The organism is Polaribacter sp. R77954, assembly GCF_044595335.1.
Taxonomy (GTDB): domain Bacteria; phylum Bacteroidota; class Bacteroidia; order Flavobacteriales; family Flavobacteriaceae; genus Polaribacter.
The window spans coordinates 1,753,123-1,773,500 of the sequence record NZ_CP138992.1 but is presented as its reverse complement, the minus strand read 5'-3'; the positions used below and the strand labels follow the sequence as shown (position 1 = coordinate 1,773,500).

The window sequence follows — 20,378 nt, the reverse complement described above, 5'->3', positions numbered from 1 at the left end:
TATTTTTGTGTCTTAAAAGTTATTTGTGAAAAAGTTACTGCTGTTTTTTATAATACTATTTTCTATCACCACTTTTTCTCAAAAGAAAAAAAAAGAGGATCCACCACAGCCAAAATGGAAAATTAAAGGAAGATTTGCTTTTATATTCAATCAATCTTCATTTTCTAATTGGGCTTCAGGAGGTGAAAATACGGTTGCTGGAAACTTTAATGTAAACTACGATTTTAATTACAAAAAAAAGCATATTAACTGGGACACCAGATTAATTACAGGTTATGGTTTAAGTCATTTAAGTGAAAAAGGCTTAAGAAAAACCGACGACCGTTTTGAATTGAATTCCGTTTTAGGTATTAAAACCACTACTTTTTGGTTTTTTTCTTTTATCAGTAATTTTAAAACACAATATACAGAAGGTTTTAACTACAAAAAAGAACCAAAAGAAACAGTGTCAGATTTTCTATCACCTGCTTATTTAACTTTTGGTCCTGGAATGTTGTGGAAAAAATCTGATAATTTAAATCTAAATATTGCACCAGCAACAGCAAGATATACATTTGTTAATGATGATTTTTCTGGGCAATTTGGTGTAGACGATGGAAGAAATACAGCATTTAGTTTAGGTTTTAACCTTTCTGGGTATTATAAATTTAATTTGATGGAAAACATTCAGATGGAAAATATTTTAACCTTGTATTCAGATTATTTAGCCAATGTAGGTAACGTAGATACTGATTATCAAACAAATATTCGTTTTAAGGTGAATAAATCTATCAAAATGTTAATGACTTTTCAAACTATTATTGATGACAATGCATCTAGTAGAATTCAATTCAGACAGCTCTTTGGTTTAGGCGTGAATTATAATTTCCATGATAAAGTGACTTATTAAGATTTTTATTGTCTAAAGTATAAAATCGTATTTTTACACGTTGAATTAAAATAGACAAAAAATGAAAAAACTATCAATTTTACTATTATTAGTATCTATTAGCTTTTCTGTAAATGCACAAACTGCTGAAGAGCTAAAAAAAGAAATGGCACCTAAAAAAGCCGAAATTTCAAAACTACAAGAAGAGGTAAAAGCCTTACAATCTAAAATTGATGCGCTTCCAGGATGGAGAAAAGGAGCATTTGGTACCATTGGTGCAAGTTTATCTGGTTTTAACAACTGGTATGCAAGAAAAGCGCCTGATGTAAATGCAGGAAATATCGGAATCACTGTTAATGCATTTGCAAACCTTATTGAAAAAGATTTTTTCTGGAGAAATTCTGGAACAGTAAATTTAGGATGGGTAAAGTTAGATGATAAAGCTATTACTGGTGATGAAGGTTTTGATACAGCTACAGATGTTTTTACCATTTCTTCTTTATATGGTAAGCGATTAAATAAAAAATGGGCTGTCTCTGGTTTAGCAGAATATAGGACAACTTTATTAGATGGTAGTTTTAATGATCCTGGTTATTTAGATTTAGGTGCTGGTATTACTTGGACACCAACAAGTCACTTAGTAGTGGTAATGCATCCAGGAAACTATAATTTTGTATTTAGTAGTGGAGAAACTGTTTTTGATTCTTCTTTAGGTGCAAAAATTGTAGCAGATTATACTAATAAATATGGTGGGTTAAGTGTAAAATCTAATTTATCAATGTTTCAAAGTTATAATAGTACAGATTTATCTAACTGGACATGGACTAACTCTTTTGGATATAAAATATGGAAAGGAATTGGTTTAGGTTTTGAGTTCGGTTTGCGTAGCAACAGACAAGAAGCTGCAAACTTTCAAAGTGTAGATTTGGCAAGCGCAGATAATAAATTGCAATCGTATTGGTTATTTGGTTTAAGTTATGCTTACTAAACAAATAGAATTCTATAAAATTAAATTGAGCCTCAAGAATTTCTTGAGGTTTTTTTATTTTCATCTAAATTTAAGGCATTACAAATAACTTAATTATAATTTGCCTTTAAATAAATCCCGCTTTTTTAGCACGATGTTAGATTTTAATCAGTATAATTAATTATTTTTACATTCTAAATTTCTGTGGATGACACTATTAATTATTTACGCTACAATTTCTATTTTCTTTTCTTTTTTGTGCTCTATTTTAGAAGCAGTTTTGCTGAGTATCACACCAACTTTTATCAACTTAAAAAAAAGCGAAGGTGAAACGTATGCAGCTGAGCTAGAAGTATTAAAAAAAGATGTTGATAAGCCTTTAATAGCTATTTTAACTATTAATACCATAGCACATACTGTGGGTGCTATTTTGGTGGGGGTACAAGCAAAAGTAGCCTATACAGAAATGTATGGAAGTGAAACCATAAGTGTTTTTGGTGTTGAATTTACTGAGGATTTGATGGTTGGTGTTGTTTCTACAATTATGACGATTTTAATCTTAGTCGCTTCCGAAATTATACCCAAAACCATTGGGGCTACCTATTGGAAAAACTTAGCGAATTTCACTTCAAAAGCCTTAAATGTAATGATTTTCCCTTTAAAATATACTGGGATTCTTTGGGTTTTACAGTTGACTACAAAATTGATTGGAGGCAAAGGACATGGTAGTATTTTAAGTAGAGAAGGTTTTTTAGTAATGACAGAAATGGCCGAAAAAGATGGTGTTTTTCAAAAGAACGAAAGTAAAGTAATTCGAAATATGTTGGGCTTTAAAGAAATAAAAGTCAACGATGTTATGACGCCAAGAACAGTTTTAGAAACTGCAGATGAAACCGAAAATATTCAATCTTTTTACAATAGTCATAAAAATTTACGTTTTTCTAGAATTCCGGTTTTTAAAGAAAATCCAGATGAAATTACAGGTTATTTTTTAAAAGACAGTTTGTTAGAAGCTATAATTAACGGAAAAGGAGAGGAGTCTTTAGCAACCATTAGAAGAGATATTTTAATTACCAATAGAGATTTATCGATACCTGATTTGTTTGACAAATTGATAAAGGAAAGAGAACATATTGCTTTAGTGGTAGACGAATATGGTTCTGTAAGTGGCTTGGTATCTCAAGAAGATGTTATAGAAACTTTGTTAGGTTTAGAGATTATGGATGAAACCGATAATGTAGCAGACTTACAAGCCTTAGCTAGAAAATCTTGGGAAACTCGTGCCAAAAGAATGGGAATTATTGAAGATTCTAAAGAAGAGTAAAAAGCTTTTAATTTATATAATTCAGACCTCACAGGTTTTCAAAACCTTTGAGGTCTTTTACTTCAGATGATAAAATCAAACCTCAAAAATAGCATCTTCAGTAAAACCATAGTTTGTACAATTTTTAGGAGCGTTTTTGGTATTTAAACCTGTAAACAAACTAAAAGCAGGTAAAATCAATTGATTTTTGGTTACCTGAAAACAAGGCAATTTAATGCGTTGTCTTCCTTTTCCTTTCAGTAACACTCCTGGGTGTGTGTGTCCAGAAATCGTAAAAACATTGTTCTGGGTTTCAACGATATCATGTACAAATTGTATTGCTTCAAGTTCTAAAGAAGGCTGATAAACATCAATATTAAAATCGTCATAAATAGCTTGTTTTAGTCGATCATGATTTCCTTTGATGAGTATTAATTTTAAATCTTTAAAATTGAATAACCAATGCTTAAATTCGTCTAAATCTTTATTGTATTCAGCGTGAAACAAATCGCCAACAATAATTAATTTTTTAGTTTTAAAATGATGAATTAACTGCGCTAGTCGTTCTAAATCTTGCTCTAAAATTGAGGAAGGAATAGGGATGCCACTTTTCTGAAAATGCGCAGCTTTGCCAATATGTAAATCACTTAAAATTAAGCTTTCTTGTGTTTTCCAATACATCACACGTTGATTCGTTAATGTTAAAACCTCTTGGTTACAATGTATGTTTTGTGTTACAATTGTGAGTGGTTTTATCATTTTAAAGCTTGTTTTTGAATGCGTTGAATGCGTTTACTGAGCTCTTCATTACTCATAGTGCCTCGTAAACTATCCACTTTTAGTGGAAAACTTAAAGGTGTAAAATCTTTGGCTCTTTTTAAAAGAATAGTACTTTCTTCAATCCGTTGAAACGCTTTTTGCAAACGTACTTTTTCCAATTCATAATCAAAAACTTCGTTATACGCTTGTTTCAATAATAAATTGCTGGGTTCGTGATCGTTTAAGACTCTAAAAATCAATCCAGATGAAGATTGTAAACTCTTATTTGATTTTTTATTTTCTGGTTGAGATTGTATCACCAAACCAGCAATTACAGCAATATCCCTAAATTTTCTTGAAGCCATTTCACTTGCGTTGATGCTTCCTGAAATGTCTTGCATTAAGTTTTCTTTGGATAAAATTTGTGCAATATTTTCTTCATTTAATGGGATTTCTTGGTCAGAAAGTAACTCAAAACCATAATCATTTTGAGCAATGGTAAAGGTTAAGGGTGTAATTTTACTAATTCTATACGCAATTAAACTTGCCATAATTTCGTGAACCAATCGTCCTTCAAAAGGATACATAAACAAGTGAAAACCATCTCTAGTTTTTATCAATTCTGTTAAGAATTCGTCGTGTTTTGGTATGTGAGATTTTTCTTCTTGCCTTTTCAATAAAGGATGCAAGAATGTCAATTCTTTTTCTTTCTTTTTGGCAGAAATAGCATCACTTAATTTTAACCTTAAAAAATGTGTTAAAAAAGACGTTAATGGCAATCGACCACCCAACCAACTTGGTGTAATGGCTTTTTTAGACTTGCTTCTTTTAACCAAAACAGTCATATCTTTAATTTGTTGCATTTCTACAACTTTACCACCAATTACAAATGCTTCGCCTTTTTTTAATTTTGATATAAAAAACTCTTCCACCATTCCAATATAGCCACCAGAAAAGAATTTTACATACAACATGACTTCCCCAACAATCACACCAATATTCATTCTGTGCATCATCGCAATTCTTCTGCTTTTTACACGATAAAATCCATCTTCATCTAAAACCACTTTGTGGAATTCTTCATAAGCCTTTAGTGTATTTCCTCCTTGGGTAATAAAATGCATACACCAATTAAAATCTTCTTTGGTAAGATAATGAAAGGCGTGAATTTCTTGAATTAATTGAAAAGTTTCATCCGCTTTAAAACCTTCACCAACCGCCAAAGTGACTAAAAATTGTACTAAAATATCGTAAGTCAATACATAAGGATATCTGGCTTCAATTTCGTTTTGTTTTACAGCTTCTTTTACAGCAGCAACTTCAATTAATTGCAGAGAATGTGTAGGAACTGCATATATTTTTGAAATTTCAAAAGGAGAATGTCCACTTCTTCCTGCTCTTTGTAAAAAGCGTGCAATTCCTTTTGCAGAACCTATTTGGATGACACAATCTACAGGTTTAAAATCGACTCCTAAATCTAAAGAAGAGGTGCAAACGACTGCTTTTAAAATCCCTTCAGAAATAGCATCCTCAATAAAATTACGTTGCTTTTTATCTATTGATCCATGATGAATTGCAATTTGTCCAATTAAATCAGGAGCTTCATCAATCAAAATTTGATACCATAATTCGCTCTGATTTCTGGTATTGGTAAATATTAAAGTCGTGTTATTTTCATAAATAATAGGAATGATTTTAGAACTCATTTTTTTTCCTAAATGACCTGCCCAAGACAATTCTTCTACTTCATCTGGCAACACAGAAACAATCTCGATTTTCTTTTTCTCTTTGGCTTTAATCATGGTGGTTTTTAAACCACGATAAGGCATTAAAACTTCCTTAGCTTCTTTAAGATTACCTATAGTTGCTGTGATTCCCCAAATTCTTAATTTTGGAGACAAACATCGAATTCTTGCAATTACCAATTCTACTAAAACACCTCTTTTAGAACCTAACAATTCGTGCCATTCATCAACAGCAATACAATTTACATTCTTGAACCAACGTGAATTTTTCTTCTGAGAAAATAAAAGATGTAAAGTTTCTGGAGTGGTTAACAAAACATCTGGCATTAAACGTTCTTGTTTTCTGCGGATGTTGGTAGGCGTATCTCCATTTCTAACAGCCACTTCCCAATCTAAACCAATTTCTTCTACAACAGTATTCATAGCTTTTGCCAAATCTTTTGCCAAAGAACGCAAAGGACTAATCCAAATGAGTTTTAAACCTTTTTTATGTTTTACTGGGTGATTTAAATAATTAATAACAACAGCTAAAAAGACTGAGAATGTTTTTCCAAAACCAGTAGGCGCTACTACCATTCCACTAAAATTATTGTGATAACGCTCCCAAGTTTGCGCTTGAAAACTAAAAGGAGCGTGTCCTTTTTCTTCCATCCAATTTTGGATGATTTGGTAGCCTTGGGTTTGTTTAAAGTTGCTCAACTATAGTTATTAATCGATTTTTAGTCTTTTTAATGTTTTAGACCAACTAAAACAAAATCTTCTGCAATTATAAGTTCCTTTAGAGAGGTAATAAATGCTTATAAATTACAAATTTAAGATGTAATCACATCAATATAAAATTCTTTGAGCTAGAATTGTAAATATTTTTAGACGCTTTTCAGACTAGTTTATGTTTTAATTTTTAAATAAATTTAAGTGGTTAACTACTGATTTAAATTCGATATAAAACAAAAAAAGCAACCCAAGTTTGGGAAGCTTTCCATTGGTTAACAAAACCAGACACTTTTACGAAAGTGACAAAACAACACAACTATTATCACTCTAACAAAAAGTGATATGCAAAGATACATTCTTTTTAGTTATCCTAAAATAATTATCTCTTTTTTTACATTTATCTGAATTGTGTATTTGCGCATTCATTGTATCTTTGCAAACTTTATTAAACATCAGAAATTAAACAGCAAATGCAATTATCAGAACAAGAAGTTGTACGTAGAGAAAAGTTAGTAAAATTAAGAGATTTAGGCATCAATCCTTATCCTGCAGATTTATTTCCTTTAGATTCAAATTCTAAAGAAATTAAAGAAAATTTTACTGAAGGTAAAAAAGTGGTAATTGCTGGTCGTTTGATGGTAAAAAACATTCAAGGTAAAGCTTCTTTTGGTCAATTACAAGATGGCGAAGGCAGAATACAATTGTATTTTAATAGAGATGAAATTTGTGAGGGTGAAGATAAAACACTTTACAATACTGTTTTTAAAACATTATTAGATTTAGGCGATTTTATTGGAGTAGTAGGTACGCTTTTTACAACTAAAGTTGGCGAAAAAACAGTGTTGGTAAAAGAATTTAAACTGCTTTCTAAAGCGTTAAAACCTTTACCAATTCCAAAGGTAAAAGATGGTAAAACGTATGATGCGTTTACAGATCCTGAAATGCGTTACAGACAACGTTATGCAGATTTAGTAGTAAATCCGCATGTAAAAGAAGTGTTTGTTAAGCGTACAAAATTGTTTAATGCCATGCGTTCATTTTTTAATGACGCTGGTTATTTTGAGGTTGAAACTCCGGTTTTACAGCCCATTCCTGGAGGCGCTGCAGCAAGGCCTTTTATTACGCATCACAATTCTTTAGATATTCCTTTATACATGAGAATTGCAAACGAATTGTACTTAAAACGTTTGATTGTTGGTGGATTTGATGGGGTGTATGAGTTTTCTAAAAACTTTAGAAACGAAGGGATGGACAGAACACATAATCCTGAATTTACAGCCATGGAAATTTATGTGTCTTACAAAGATTACAACTGGATGATGGATTTCTGTGAACAACTCTTAGAGCATTGTGCAACAGCTGTAAACGGAACTTCTGAAGCTACTTTTGGCGAACATAAAATTGATTTTAAAGCGCCTTATAAAAGAATTACCATGCGCGATTCTATTTTAGAATTTACAGGTTTTGATATTTATGATAAAACTGAAGATGAAATTAGAGCTGCTGCAAAAGGGATGCATATTGAGGTTGATGAAACCATGGGGAAAGGTAAATTGATTGATGAAATTTTCGGAGAAAAGTGCGAAGGAAATTACATTCAACCAACATTTATTACAGATTATCCTAAAGAAATGTCTCCACTTTGTAAAGAACACAGAACTAACCCAGAATTAACAGAACGTTTTGAGTTGATGGTTTGTGGTAAGGAAATTGCCAATGCGTATTCTGAATTGAACGACCCCATTGACCAACGTGAGCGTTTTGAGCATCAATTAAAATTAGCAGCAAAAGGAGATGACGAAGCAACCGAATTTATAGATCAAGATTTTTTACGTGCTTTAGAATATGGTATGCCACCAACTTCTGGAATGGGAATTGGTATGGACAGGTTAATTATGTTTTTAACCAATAATCAATCTATACAAGAAGTATTGTTTTTTCCGCAAATGAGACCAGAGAAAAAAGCACCTGCTGTAGAATTGAATGATGAAGAAAAAGCAGTTTTAGCAATGATCACTAAAGCAGAAAAAATAGAATTGGTTACTTTAAAAACACAATCTGGCTTGTCAAACAAAAAGTGGGATAAAACCATTAAAGGCTTAACTAAAAAAGAAGTTGCCAAAGTTTCTAAAACTGATGAAGGTTTGTTTGTGGAAATTGTATAACAAAATTATTATTCTGAACTTATTTTAGAGTTTAATAAAATATTTTAAAGGAATTGTAGCAATGCAATTCCTTTTTTTATTCCATAATTTTCTAATAGTTTTGATAAATCAAAAATTAACCAATGGATAATTATCAAAAAATAATCGAAAGCATTTATGCTGATGTTAAAAATATTGAAGATTCAGGAAAAGTAGCCAATTATATTCCTGAATTAGGTAATGTATCTCCAGATAATTTTGGTATAAATATTACTACAATTGATAAAAAATCTTTTAGCATAGGAGATTTTGATAAAAAATTCTCTATTCAAAGTATTTCAAAAATCCTTACCCTAACCATGGCTTACAAATTGCAAGGAGAAACGTTATGGGAACGTGTTGATGTTGAACCTTCAGGAAATCCGTTCAACTCTTTATTGCAATTAGAAGCAGATTTAGGCAAACCAAGAAATCCGTTTATCAATGCTGGTGCAATTGTTGTATGTGATGTTTTAATGAGTCATTTAAAAAACCCAAAAGAAGATTTTTTGATGTTTTGTAAAGAAATTTCTAATAACCCTCATTTAAAATATAACAATAAAGTAGCACAATCAGAAAAAATAACGGGTTTCAGAAATATTGCTTTGTGTAATTTTATAAAATCTTTTGGTAATATTAAAAATAATATTGATCAAGTTTTAGACTTTTATTTTTATACCTGTTCTTTAGAAATGAGTTGCCAAGAGCTCTCACAAATTTTTCTTTTTTTGGCAGATGATCATTTTACTACACAAAAAGGAGATCGAGTTTTAAGTATGAGTCAGGCCAAAAGAATCAATGCTATTTTACTTACCTGCGGTTTTTACGACGAATCTGGTGAGTTTGCATTTAGAGTAGGTTTACCTGGTAAAAGTGGTGTTGGTGGTGGCATTGTGGCCATTCATCCAGATGAATATTGCATAACAGTTTGGAGTCCGAAATTAAATAAAAAAGGAAACTCTTACAAAGCCATGTTGTTTTTAGAGCAATTTACAACACAAACGGCTTCTTCTATTTTTTAATTTGAGTTGTTTGTTTCAATTAAATTGATGAACTTTCTACTTTCATTTTAATGTAATGCTATGAAAGTCAACAAAATTTTATCATTTTTATTCTTATTTATGTTCATAAACGCCTGCTCAAATAAAACAACTCTGTTTTCTTCTTTTAATGATTATCCAACAACAAACAAAAAACTATGGTTAACCTATACTAAACAGGCCACAACTTTTACAATTTGGTCACCTAGAGCCAATGCTGTAAAACTACATTTATACAAAACAGGAAACGATACTAAGGCATATGAATCGTTGGCTTTGCACATTGATGAAAACGGAGTATGGTTTAAAACTATTCACAAAGATTTAGTGGGTGTGTATTACACCTATCAAATTTATATTGATGGTAAATGGTTAAACGAAACACCAGGTATTTATGCAAAAGCAGTTGGTGTAAATGGTAATAGAGCCATGATTTTAAATATGGAAACTACAAATCCTAAAGAATGGGAAAATGATAATTACGTTGTTTTACAATCGCCAAATGATGCTGTAATTTATGAATTACACATTAGAGATCTTACCATTCAAAAAGAAGCTAACTCTACTTATCCTGGTAAATATTTAGGTTTGGTAGAATCTGGTACAAAAACCGAACAAAATGTTTCTACTGCAATAGATCATATTAAAGAAATGGGAATCACTCACGTGCATTTATTACCCACTTTTGATCATTACTCTATTGATGAAACTCAATTAGAAACTCCACAATTTAATTGGGGCTATGATCCTAAAAATTATAATGTTCCAGAAGGTTCATTTGCAACAAATCCTTTTGATGCATCTGTAAGGATTAAGGAATTTAAAACCTTAGTAAAAGCTTTTCATGATGCAGGAATTGGTGTGATATTAGATGTAGTTTATAATCATACAGGCAAAACCGAAAACTCAAATTTTAATTTAGAAAATCCAGGGTATTATTATCGATTTAATAATGATGGCAGTTATTCTGATGCTGCTGCATGTGGAAATGAAACAGCCTCAGAGCGTACAATGATGCAAAAATTTATGATTGAATCTGTAAAATATTGGACAGAAGAATATCATTTAGACGGTTTTAGATTTGATTTGATGGGGATTCATGACATCAACACAATGAATTCATTAGCAACAGCAGTAAAAAATTTAAATCCTAATGCTTTAATTTATGGTGAAGGTTGGACTGCTGGAGATTCTCCACTGCCAGAAAATAAAAGGGCATTAAAAAAACATACCAAACAAATGCCTCAAATAGCTGCTTTTTCTGATGATCTTAGAGATGGCATAAAAGGATCTGTTTTTGATGATAAAAGTACGGGGTTTGTAAGTGGTGCAAAAAATAAAGAAGCATCTATAAAATTTGGAGTTGTTGGTGCTATACATCATCCTCAAATAGATTACAATAAAGTAAATTATTCCAATAAACCTTGGGCAAATAAACCTTGGCAAGCCATAAATTATGTGTCTTGTCATGATAATCATACATTATTTGATAAACTCAAAATTTCTAAACCTGGTGCATCAGAAATAGAAATAAAAGCAATGCACAAATTGGCAATTGCTATTGTATTAACTGCTCAAGGAACTCCTTTTTTACATGCGGGTTCAGAAATGATGCGAACCAAATTCGGTGAACATAATTCATATAAATCTCCAGATGCAATCAATCAAATAAATTGGAATTTAAAATTAAAAAATGCTGATGTAGTTACTTATTTTCAGAATTTAATTAAGTTAAGAAAAGCTCATCCTGCATTTCGAATGTATTCAGCCAAAGAGGTTCAAGAAAATTTAAGATTTTTAAAATCTGAAGATGGTTTGGTTGCTTATCAAATAAAAAATAGTGCAAATAACGATTCTTGGGCTACTATTTTGGTGATTTATAATGCAAACACAAAACCAGTGAATTACACATTAAATTCCAATTGGAATGTTGGTGTGCTAGAGGACACTTTTTATTTTGATGACGTTGAAAAAGTAAATCACAAAATTATAGTTCCAGCAATTTCTATGGTAATTTTATATCAAAAATAAAAGAATACGTGTTGTACCTAAAACTAAGTATAGCTTTAAATTCTTTGGGGTATTTAATGCTTTAGAACGTTAAATTGAATCAATAACTCTTTTTTTAGAAATACTAATCTATAAGAAGAACAGGTTTTTAGATAAAAAACACAAACGAAACTCAATTTTAATTTCCTTTTTTTATATTTGGTAATATGAACTGCAAAAACTGCGAACATCCATTATCTGAAAGTGCACATTTTTGTGTAAACTGTGGTGCTAAGGTAATTCAAGACAGAATTACTTTTAAAGCTTTACTTGTAGATGTTTTTATTAATGTATTCGGAATTGATAGTAAATTCTTTTTAACATTACGAATGGCTGCCAGAAAGCCTCATATTCTTGTAGAAGAGGTGATTGGTGGTGTTAGAAAGCGCTACATGAATCCTTTTGCTTTTTTAGCTGTAGGTGCAGCAATTTCTTTATTGGTATTTAATTATTTTTCTGATGATTTTAAAGCGGTAAATAGCGAAATTAATGCAGGGCAAGTAGAAGAATACAAAAAGAAAGCAAATTTAGATATTGCTTCTATTAAAGGAATCTCTAAAAAAGAGAAGCAAAAGTTAGAATTTGAAAAGAAAGGAGCGCAATTGCAATTAAAAATTTTAGATGGCATGATGAATTTTATGCTGCAATTTTATAACTTGTTAGCTTTTGTTTTCGTTTTTATTTACGCAGTTTTAAGTAAATGGACCTTTTGGAAGCCTCATAATTTTGGTGAGCATATTGTGATTAATGCCTACTTTTTTGGCTTTACAACGTATTTGTCATTAATACTCTTTTTCCTTTCAATGCTGGTGCATCCATCCATATATATGTATAGTATTTTAATATACATCATTTATTATATGTTTGCATTCGGAAAAATATATGATTTATCTATTTGGAAAAATACATTAAAACTATTTCGTTTTCTTCTTGGTTTAACGATACTCTTTTTAGCTATTGTTATTGTTGGGTTTTTAGTAGGTGTGGTTTTGGCGTATTTGGGGTATGTAAAAATGTAAATTAACTGAAAAAAGTATGTGAATAAATATACACTTTTATCACCAAAAACTATTTGTCATAAAGCTAATGTAGATCGTTTAGCTATGTAACAAAAAAACTCTCAAAAGCTAATTTGAGAGTTTTTTATATTTTTTTAGAATAATGCTTATCCTAGATAGGTCATTAAAATTTTACTTCTAGACGTATGTTTTAACCTACGAATTGCTTTTTCTTTAATTTGTCGAACACGCTCACGAGTTAAATCAAACGTTTCACCAATTTCTTCTAAAGTCATGGGTTGGTGTTCACCCAAACCAAAATATAATTTTACCACATCTGCTTCTCTTGGAGTAAGCGTTTCAAGTGCTCTATTAATTTCAATTCTTAACGATTCATGTAACAAAACACGATCAGGATTTGGAGATTCCCCAGAGTTTAATACATCGTATAAATTAGAATCTTCACCTTCAATTAAAGGCGCATCCATAGATACATGACGTCCAGAATTTTTCATAGATTCTTTAACGTCATTAACAGTCATGTCTAATTTCTTTGCAATTTCTTCTGCACTTGGTGGGCGTTCATTTTCTTGCTCTAAAAACGCGTACATTTTATTGATTTTATTGATAGAACCAATTTTATTCAATGGTAAACGTACAATTCTAGATTGCTCAGCTAATGCTTGTAAGATAGATTGACGAATCCACCAAACAGCATACGATATAAATTTAAATCCTCTAGTTTCATCAAAACGTTTTGCAGCTTTGATTAATCCTAAGTTTCCTTCGTTAATTAAGTCTGGTAACGTTAATCCTTGATTTTGATATTGTTTTGCAACAGATACCACAAAACGTAAATTGGCTTTCGTTAATTTTTCTAATGCTCTTTGATCGCCCGCTTTTATAAGCTGTGCTAATTCTACTTCTTCATCAGCTGTAATTAAGTCTACTTTTCCAATTTCTTGCAAGTATTTGTCTAATGACGCAGTTTCTCTGTTCGTAACCTGCTTTGTAATTTTAAGTTGTCTCATCTAATTCTCTATGACTTTTTAAAGGATTAATGTATTGCTACAATTAGTTATACGTAACTATTTATAGAAATGTTACAAAAAGGTTATATTTTTTTTAAAAGAGATAGTTTAAGCATTTAACGTTTAAATTATACTACTTAACTTTTTTTAAAGAAAACAGATAATAATTTCCTTTTTTTTGTAGCCTAAAGGTAATAGATGTTGAAGAATACTACACTACATAGCTTAACAGACGAAGAATTAATTTTTAAAATTACAGCAACAAGTAACTCACAATTATTTGCTATATTATATAATAGATATGCTAAAATTGTGTACAACAGGTGTTATGGTTTTGCACAAAATATGCAAGAAGCAGAAGATTTAACCCACGATATTTTTGTGCGTTTGTTTTTAAAGTTGAATACTTTTAAAGGTAAAGCTAAGTTTTCTACTTGGTTATATGCTTTTACTTACAATTTTTGTGTAAATTATGTACAAAGAGATATTCATAAAAAAAGAGAAAAAGTTACGCTAGTTACAGATTTAATTAAAGATCAAGATAGGTTTGAAGAACACGAACAGGCAGAACTTTCTAATTTAAAATCAGAGAAATTAACAAGAGCTTTAGGCTTAATGAATCCGAAGGATAAAATGATTCTCTTAATGAAATATCAAGATGATATAAGTATAAAAGAAATAAAAGATACTTTAGCAATAGGAGAAAGCGCAACAAAAATGAGAATTAAAAGGGCTAAACAAAAAGTTGTGAGCATTTATGCAGAACTATAATTTAGCAATAAGGATAACCATAATTTAACGTTTTATTTATCATAATAAATTTGGTTAATTTTAAAAGATAATAATCTATTATTTCGTATTTTCTTACAATATGATTTTTTAAAATTGACAGATATTTTATGTTTTTATGAGGTTAAAGTGCTGAAAAAAAAGGGTTTTAAAGTTTGTTTAGCTAGTGTCGAAATCAGATTTGATTTGTACTGAAATATCTACTATATTTGTGACGCTTTTAATTTTATCTGAGATTAGATAAAGAGAGGTATTAAAGGTCTTATTATTAGTTATTAAAAATACATCAAAGAAAATTAAAATCTTTTTAAGTTTATACAATCTTTTGTGCAGTTTCTTAATTTTTTAATATGTAGATTGATGTCAAAAAAAATATTGAAGTGTTAGAAGCACTTAAAAACTGATAGAAAGTTGGGGGACTATCTATCATGAGTGAGTTAAATCACAAAAAAAGAGACTGTGAAAACAGTCTCTTTACTTTTTGTGATATTTGTACCAAAAAGGGTTGTTTTTGCTTAATTCAACATTTTCCAAAGCTTATCTTTTAATTCTTGTAAGCCAATTTGAGCTACAGATGATATAAACAAGCTGTCTACACTTTTAGGCAATTCTTGCTTAATTTCTGCTTTTAGTTCTTCATCTAACATGTCTGATTTAGAAATAGCTAATATTCTATCTTTATCTAACAACTCTGGGTTGTGCTTTTTAAGCTCGTTTAAAAGAATTTCATATTCTTTTTTAATGTCATCAGAATCTGCAGGTATTAAAAATAACAAAGCCGAATTACGTTCTATATGACGTAAAAAACGATGACCTAAACCTTTACCTTCTGCAGCACCTTCAATAATACCAGGTATATCTGCCATTACAAATGTAGAATGATCTCTATGCTCAACAATACCTAAATTAGGTTTTAAGGTTGTAAAAGCATAATCTGCAATTTTGGGTTTAGCTGCGGTTAAAACAGACAATAAGGTAGATTTGCCAGCATTTGGGAAACCAACTAAACCAACATCAGCTAATATTTTTAATTCTATTCTAAACCATCCTTCTAAACCATCCATGCCTGGTTGAGCATACCTTGGGGTTTGATTGGTAGAGGATTTAAAATTCCAGTTTCCAAGACCACCTTTTCCACCTTGAAGTAAAACAACTTCTTTTTGATGTTCTGTAATTTCTACTATAATTTCATCAGTATCTGCATCACGTACAATGGTACCTAATGGAACATCAATATAAATATCTTCACCATCAGAACCAGTACTTCTACTTTTACTTCCTGCTCCACCACCTTCTGCTCTAAAATGGCGTTTGAATTTTAGGTGAAATAGCGTCCACATATTTTTATCACCACGTAAAATAATGTGTCCTCCACGTCCACCATCTCCACCATCAGGACCACCTTTGGTAATATATTTTTCTCTATGCAAGTGTGCAGAACCCTGCCCACCTTTGCCAGAAGAAGCATATATTTTTATGTAGTCTACGAAGTTACCTTCTGTCATATTCTTTAAATTTAGATTCAAAATACCTAACAGCCACTGTCTGTTCTCCTTTTAATTTCAAATCTTCGGTCATTTTTTTGGTTTAAAATTCAAAATTTTGAATTCAAAGTTGAACTTTAAATATAGAACTTTTGAACTTTGAATTATAATTTGTCAAATACTCCAGAAATTCTTTTTGTAATCTCTTCAATAGAACCTACACCATGAATTCCGTAATATTTGCCTTGCGCATCAAAATAATCTTTAAGAATAGCTGTTTTTGTATTGTATTCATTAAAGCGATTTCTTATTTTTTCTTCGTCAGTATCATCTGTTCTTCCACTTGTTTTTCCTCTTTCTAATAGGCGTTCTACTAAAACATCTTCAGGCACTTCTAAAGCAATCATTGCATTAATTTGCTCGTTCTTATCACCTAAAAAAGCATCTAAAGCTTCTGCTTGAGATTGTGTTCTTGGAAAGCCATCAAAAATAAAACCATTGGCATCTGCATTTTTTTCAACTTCGGCCTTTAGCATATTTATGGTAACTTCATCAGGTACTAAATCGCCTTCATCCATATATTTTTTGGCTAGTAACCCTAATTCTGTTGCGTTTTTTATGTTGAAACGAAACACATCTCCTGTAGAAATATGTACCAAATTGTACATGTCTTTTAAAAATGTTGCTTGTGTTCCTTTTCCTGCTCCTGGAGGACCAAATAATACGATGTTTTTCATTTTAGGTATTGTTGATAGTTGATAAATTTCTGGATAATTTCTGCCTAAACCATTGTAATCTAATCCATAACCAACAATAAACTTGTCTTCTATGCTTTTACCAATATAATTAATTGGTAATTCTTTTTTAAATACATCTGGTTTAAAGAATAACGAAACTACTTTTAATTCTTTTAAATTTTTGTTTCTAAAGATATTATAAATTTCTTGAAGTGTGTTTCCTGTGTCTATAATATCTTCTAAAATAATAACAGTTCTGCCTTCTAAATCTTCATTAATGCCTACTAATTGCTTTACATTTTCAGAGGATGATGTGCCTTGGTAAGAGGCTAATTTTACGAAAGAAACTTCGCAATCGCCTTTAAATTCGCGAATAAAATCTGCTGCAAACAAAAAACATCCGTTTAAAATACCTACAAAAATAGGCACTTCATTTTTTGGAAGGTCTTCATAAACTTGTGTTGCTAAATGTTTAACAATAGCATTAATCTCATCTTTATTGATGAACGGTTTAAAATATAAATCGTTTAATTGTAAAATACTCATAAGGATGCAAATATAACTGCATTATACTGAACGAAAAAACCGTTTTGATGTTACTAAAGAAATTTCAGTAAAATCAAAACGGTGTTTACTATTTTAGGAAAATTTAGTTATTTTTTTCTTCTTTTTTAGTAGTATCAAACATTATTGGAGTAGCTACAAATAATGATGAATAAGTACCTACTGCTACACCTACAATTAAGGCAAACATAAATCCTTTAATAGAATCTCCACCAAATAAGAAAATGGCTAACATTACTAATAATGTTGTTAATGATGTATTTATGGTTCTACCTAAAGTAGAACTTAAGGCTTTGTCTACAACTTCACTATATTTCCAGTTGGTATGGATTCCTGCAAATTCTCTAATTCTATCAAAAATAACCACTGTATCGTTAAGTGAGTATCCAACCACAGTTAAAATGGCAGCAATAAATGATTGCCCAATTTCCATATCAAAAGGCATAAAACTGTATGTGATTGAGAATACACCTAGTACAATTAATACATCGTGGAAAACTGCAATTACAGCACCAATAGAGAACGATACTTTTCTAAAACGTAATAAGATGTATAAGAAAACTACTAACAAAGAGCCAAATACAGCATATAATGCTGATGTTTTAATATCATCTGCAATGGTTGGTTCTACTTTAATAGAACTCATTACACCTGCACCTGCTTTCTCAAAACCTGGCTTAAAGTTTTCGTATGATAAATCTCCTAAATACGATTTTAATCCTGTATATAATGCATTTTGAACTTGGTCATCTACTTCTTGCCCTTCTTCATCAATCTTATAAACTGTGGTAATTTTTAATTGGTTTGCAGTACCATAAGATTTTACTTCTGGAGCACTACCAAAAGCATCTTTTAATGTGCCTGCAACTTCGGTAGCATTCATGTCTTGATCAAAACGAACCACATAAGAACGACCTCCTTTAAAGTCTACCCCTTGTTTTAGGCCTATTGAGAAAATAGAAATTAAACCACCAATAATAATAGCACCAGAAATAATGTATGCAATTTTACGTTTCTTTAAGAATTCTAAATTAATATTTTGAAACCATCCTTTAGATATTGAAGTGTTGAAGGTTAAAATAGAACCTTTATTTACGGCACCGTCAATTAAAATTCGCGTAATAAAAACAGCTGTAAAAAATGATGTTAAAATACCAATCATTAACGTTAATGCAAAACCTTTAATTGGTCCTGTACCAAATACATATAAAATGATACCTGTTAAAAATGTTGTAATATTTGCATCTATAATTGCAGATAAGGCTCCTTGAAAACTAAAACCTTCTTCTACAGATTGTTTTACACCTTTCTTTTTAAATAATCCCTCTTTGATTCTTTCAAATATAATTACGTTGGCATCTACAGACATACCAATCGTTAAAATAATACCTGCAATACCAGGCAAGGTTAACACTGCTCCAAATGAAGCTAAGATTCCAAAAATAAATAAGATGTTTACAATTAAGGCGATATCTGAATATAAACCAGCTTTACCATAGTATAAAATCATCCAAAGTAAAACCAGTACAATAGCTAAACCAAAAGAAATGAAACTGGCATCAATAGCTTCTTGACCTAAAGATGGCCCAACAACTTGTGCTTGAATCATTCTTGCAGCCGCTGGCAATTTACCTGCTTTTAATACAGTTGCAATATCTTCTGCTTCAGCAACTGTCATACTTCCACCAGAAATAGAAGTTCTACCACCAGTTATTGCCTGATTTACAGAAGGTGCAGTGTAAACATAATCATCTAAAACAACCGCCACAAAATTACCAACATTATCAGCTGTCATTTTTGCCCATTGTTTTGTGCCAGAACTATTCATAGTCATGCTTACTTCTGGTTTGTTCAATTGGTCAAATACTTGAGCAGCATCTAAAATAACATCGCCTTCAATAGTTGCTTGGTCTTTTCTGTTTCCTTTTATGGCATACAAACCAATGTATGGCTCTGCGTTTTCATCTTTAGCATTGGTGTCAAATGGTTTGTAATCCCATAAGAATTTCGCGTATTTGATTTCAGTTGATAATAAAGCTCTTACTTCTTTTTTAGCTAATAAATCATTAACCATTGCAGTGTCTGTTACTTTAGCAGAAGCTACTAAAGAACTTAATTGTTGTTGGCTTTGTGCAATGTTAGGACTTAAATAAGTAAATAAATTTTTCTGAACTTTAGTAGAATCAGCTTCTTCACCTAATAAATCGTCAATTTCATCTTTTTGAACAGTATCTTTTGTTTGTTCTATAGCAGAATCGTCTTTTAACATTTCTGCAACTTTAGCATTGGCAGCAAAGAAAAAGTTTTGCACTTCTGCATTGGTATGTACTTCCCAGAATTGTAATTCAGCTTTACTTGTAATTAACTTTGTAACACGATCTATATCTTTAGCACCTGGTAATTCAATTTGAATTCTACCAGAGTTACCTATTCTTTGAATTTTTGGAGAGGATACCCCAAACTTATCAATTCTACTTCTTAAAACTTCTAGGGTAGTAACAATAGAACCGTTTATTTCTTCTTGTAACGTTTCTTTTACGGTTGCATTAGCTTCATCAAAAGTAATCTTTTCGCTTAATGCTTTTGTACCAAAAATAGATGGGTCACTTAACTTTGTAGTACCTGCAATTTTTTCGAATTCTTCGAAAAATAAATCTAAATAATTCGCATTACTTTCTTTTAATCTTACATCAGCAGCTGCTAAAGCATTATTAAACGCTTCGTTTTTAGAGTCATTAGATAAACTTTTTAAAACCTCTTTAACAGAAACTTGTAAAATAGCATTAATACCACCTTTTAGGTCAAGACCAAGATTCATTTCTTTGTCTTTTACATCATTGTAACTGTATTGTGCAATACCTAAATCTATAATGTCTTTATTGGCAACACTATCTAAATATTTTCTTTCGTAGCCAGCTATTTGCCTTGCATTATCATTTTCTGTAGCTCTGTTTTTAGAATAAGCTACAGCATCATCTTCTACTTTATTGGCTAAAAAAGTAAATGATAATTGGTATAAACTTACTAAACCGAAAAGAATAGCGAATACCTTAATAAGTCCTTTATTTTGCATTTTGTTTGTGTTTTGTTGTCAAATTTTATTAAAAAACGAGCAAATATATAGCTTCTGAGATAACTTGACAATTA

14 protein-coding genes are annotated in these 20,378 nt (G+C 30.8%); 8 read left to right on the top strand and 6 right to left on the bottom strand.

Features of this window, described 5'->3' with window-relative positions:
* The first annotated feature begins 25 nt into the window (after window positions 1-25).
* From SJY27_RS07570 to SJY27_RS07560, 3 genes are all read left to right on the top strand, one after another.
* On the top strand, window positions 26-889 hold the full coding sequence (locus SJY27_RS07570) for a DUF3078 domain-containing protein (protein WP_397447655.1): 864 nt from the start codon (window positions 26-28) through the stop codon (window positions 887-889).
* 61 nt (window positions 890-950) lie between these two features.
* Window positions 951-1,856: a DUF3078 domain-containing protein gene (locus SJY27_RS07565; RefSeq protein WP_397447654.1), complete on the top strand. Its 906-nt coding sequence runs from the start codon at window positions 951-953 to the stop codon at window positions 1,854-1,856.
* Between the two features lie 187 nt (window positions 1,857-2,043).
* Window positions 2,044-3,159: a CNNM domain-containing protein gene (locus tag SJY27_RS07560; protein ID WP_397447653.1), complete on the top strand. Its 1,116-nt coding sequence runs from the start codon at window positions 2,044-2,046 to the stop codon at window positions 3,157-3,159.
* Window positions 3,160-3,234: 75 nt separating this feature from the next.
* Here the strand turns inward: SJY27_RS07560 and pdeM are convergent, their stop codons facing one another.
* Complete coding sequence (gene pdeM / locus SJY27_RS07555; RefSeq protein WP_397447652.1) at window positions 3,235-3,897, bottom strand: ligase-associated DNA damage response endonuclease PdeM; 663 nt, start codon at window positions 3,895-3,897, stop codon at window positions 3,235-3,237.
* Window positions 3,894-6,341 (bottom strand): ligase-associated DNA damage response DEXH box helicase, encoded by a 2,448-nt coding sequence (locus SJY27_RS07550; protein ID WP_397447651.1) that lies wholly within the window; start codon window positions 6,339-6,341, stop codon window positions 3,894-3,896. Before SJY27_RS07550 ends, pdeM begins: the two co-directional genes overlap by 4 nt.
* Window positions 6,342-6,826: 485 nt before the next feature.
* Between SJY27_RS07550 and lysS the strand changes: the two genes are divergently transcribed.
* The 4 genes from lysS (at window position 6,827) to SJY27_RS07530 (ending at window position 12,647) form a co-directional block, all read left to right on the top strand.
* On the top strand, window positions 6,827-8,521 hold the full coding sequence (lysS, locus tag SJY27_RS07545; protein WP_397447650.1) for a lysine--tRNA ligase: 1,695 nt from the start codon (window positions 6,827-6,829) through the stop codon (window positions 8,519-8,521).
* A 122-nt stretch (window positions 8,522-8,643) separates the two neighbouring features.
* Window positions 8,644-9,561, top strand: a complete 918-nt coding sequence (locus SJY27_RS07540; RefSeq protein WP_397447649.1) for a glutaminase — start codon at window positions 8,644-8,646, stop codon at window positions 9,559-9,561.
* Between the two features lie 60 nt (window positions 9,562-9,621).
* Window positions 9,622-11,610 carry a type I pullulanase gene (gene pulA, locus SJY27_RS07535; protein ID WP_397447648.1) on the top strand — a complete coding sequence of 663 codons (1,989 nt, stop codon included), beginning with the start codon at window positions 9,622-9,624 and terminating at the stop codon, window positions 11,608-11,610.
* A gap of 185 nt (window positions 11,611-11,795) precedes the next feature.
* Entirely contained in the window at window positions 11,796-12,647 is an 852-nt protein-coding gene (locus SJY27_RS07530) for a DUF3667 domain-containing protein (RefSeq protein WP_397447647.1), read from the top strand.
* 146 nt (window positions 12,648-12,793) lie between these two features.
* On the opposite strand, the gene SJY27_RS07525 is transcribed toward SJY27_RS07530, so the two are convergent.
* Complete coding sequence (locus SJY27_RS07525) at window positions 12,794-13,657, bottom strand: RNA polymerase sigma factor RpoD/SigA (RefSeq protein WP_018942691.1); 864 nt, start codon at window positions 13,655-13,657, stop codon at window positions 12,794-12,796.
* Between the two features lie 198 nt (window positions 13,658-13,855).
* Here SJY27_RS07525 and SJY27_RS07520 point away from each other — a divergent pair, with 198 nt between their 5' ends.
* Complete coding sequence (locus tag SJY27_RS07520) at window positions 13,856-14,428, top strand: RNA polymerase sigma factor (protein WP_397447646.1); 573 nt, start codon at window positions 13,856-13,858, stop codon at window positions 14,426-14,428.
* Between the two features lie 533 nt (window positions 14,429-14,961).
* On the opposite strand, the gene obgE is transcribed toward SJY27_RS07520, so the two are convergent.
* The 3 genes from obgE to secDF form a co-directional block, all read right to left on the bottom strand.
* Window positions 14,962-15,951: a GTPase ObgE gene (obgE, locus tag SJY27_RS07515; protein WP_397447645.1), complete on the bottom strand. Its 990-nt coding sequence runs from the start codon at window positions 15,949-15,951 to the stop codon at window positions 14,962-14,964.
* Between the two features lie 143 nt (window positions 15,952-16,094).
* A complete protein-coding gene (locus SJY27_RS07510; RefSeq protein ID WP_397447644.1) occupies window positions 16,095-17,213 on the bottom strand; it encodes an adenylate kinase in 1,119 nt (372 codons plus the stop codon).
* A gap of 103 nt (window positions 17,214-17,316) precedes the next feature.
* On the bottom strand, window positions 17,317-20,304 hold the full coding sequence (gene secDF / locus SJY27_RS07505; protein WP_397447643.1) for a protein translocase subunit SecDF: 2,988 nt from the start codon (window positions 20,302-20,304) through the stop codon (window positions 17,317-17,319).
* Window positions 20,305-20,378: the final 74 nt, after the last annotated feature.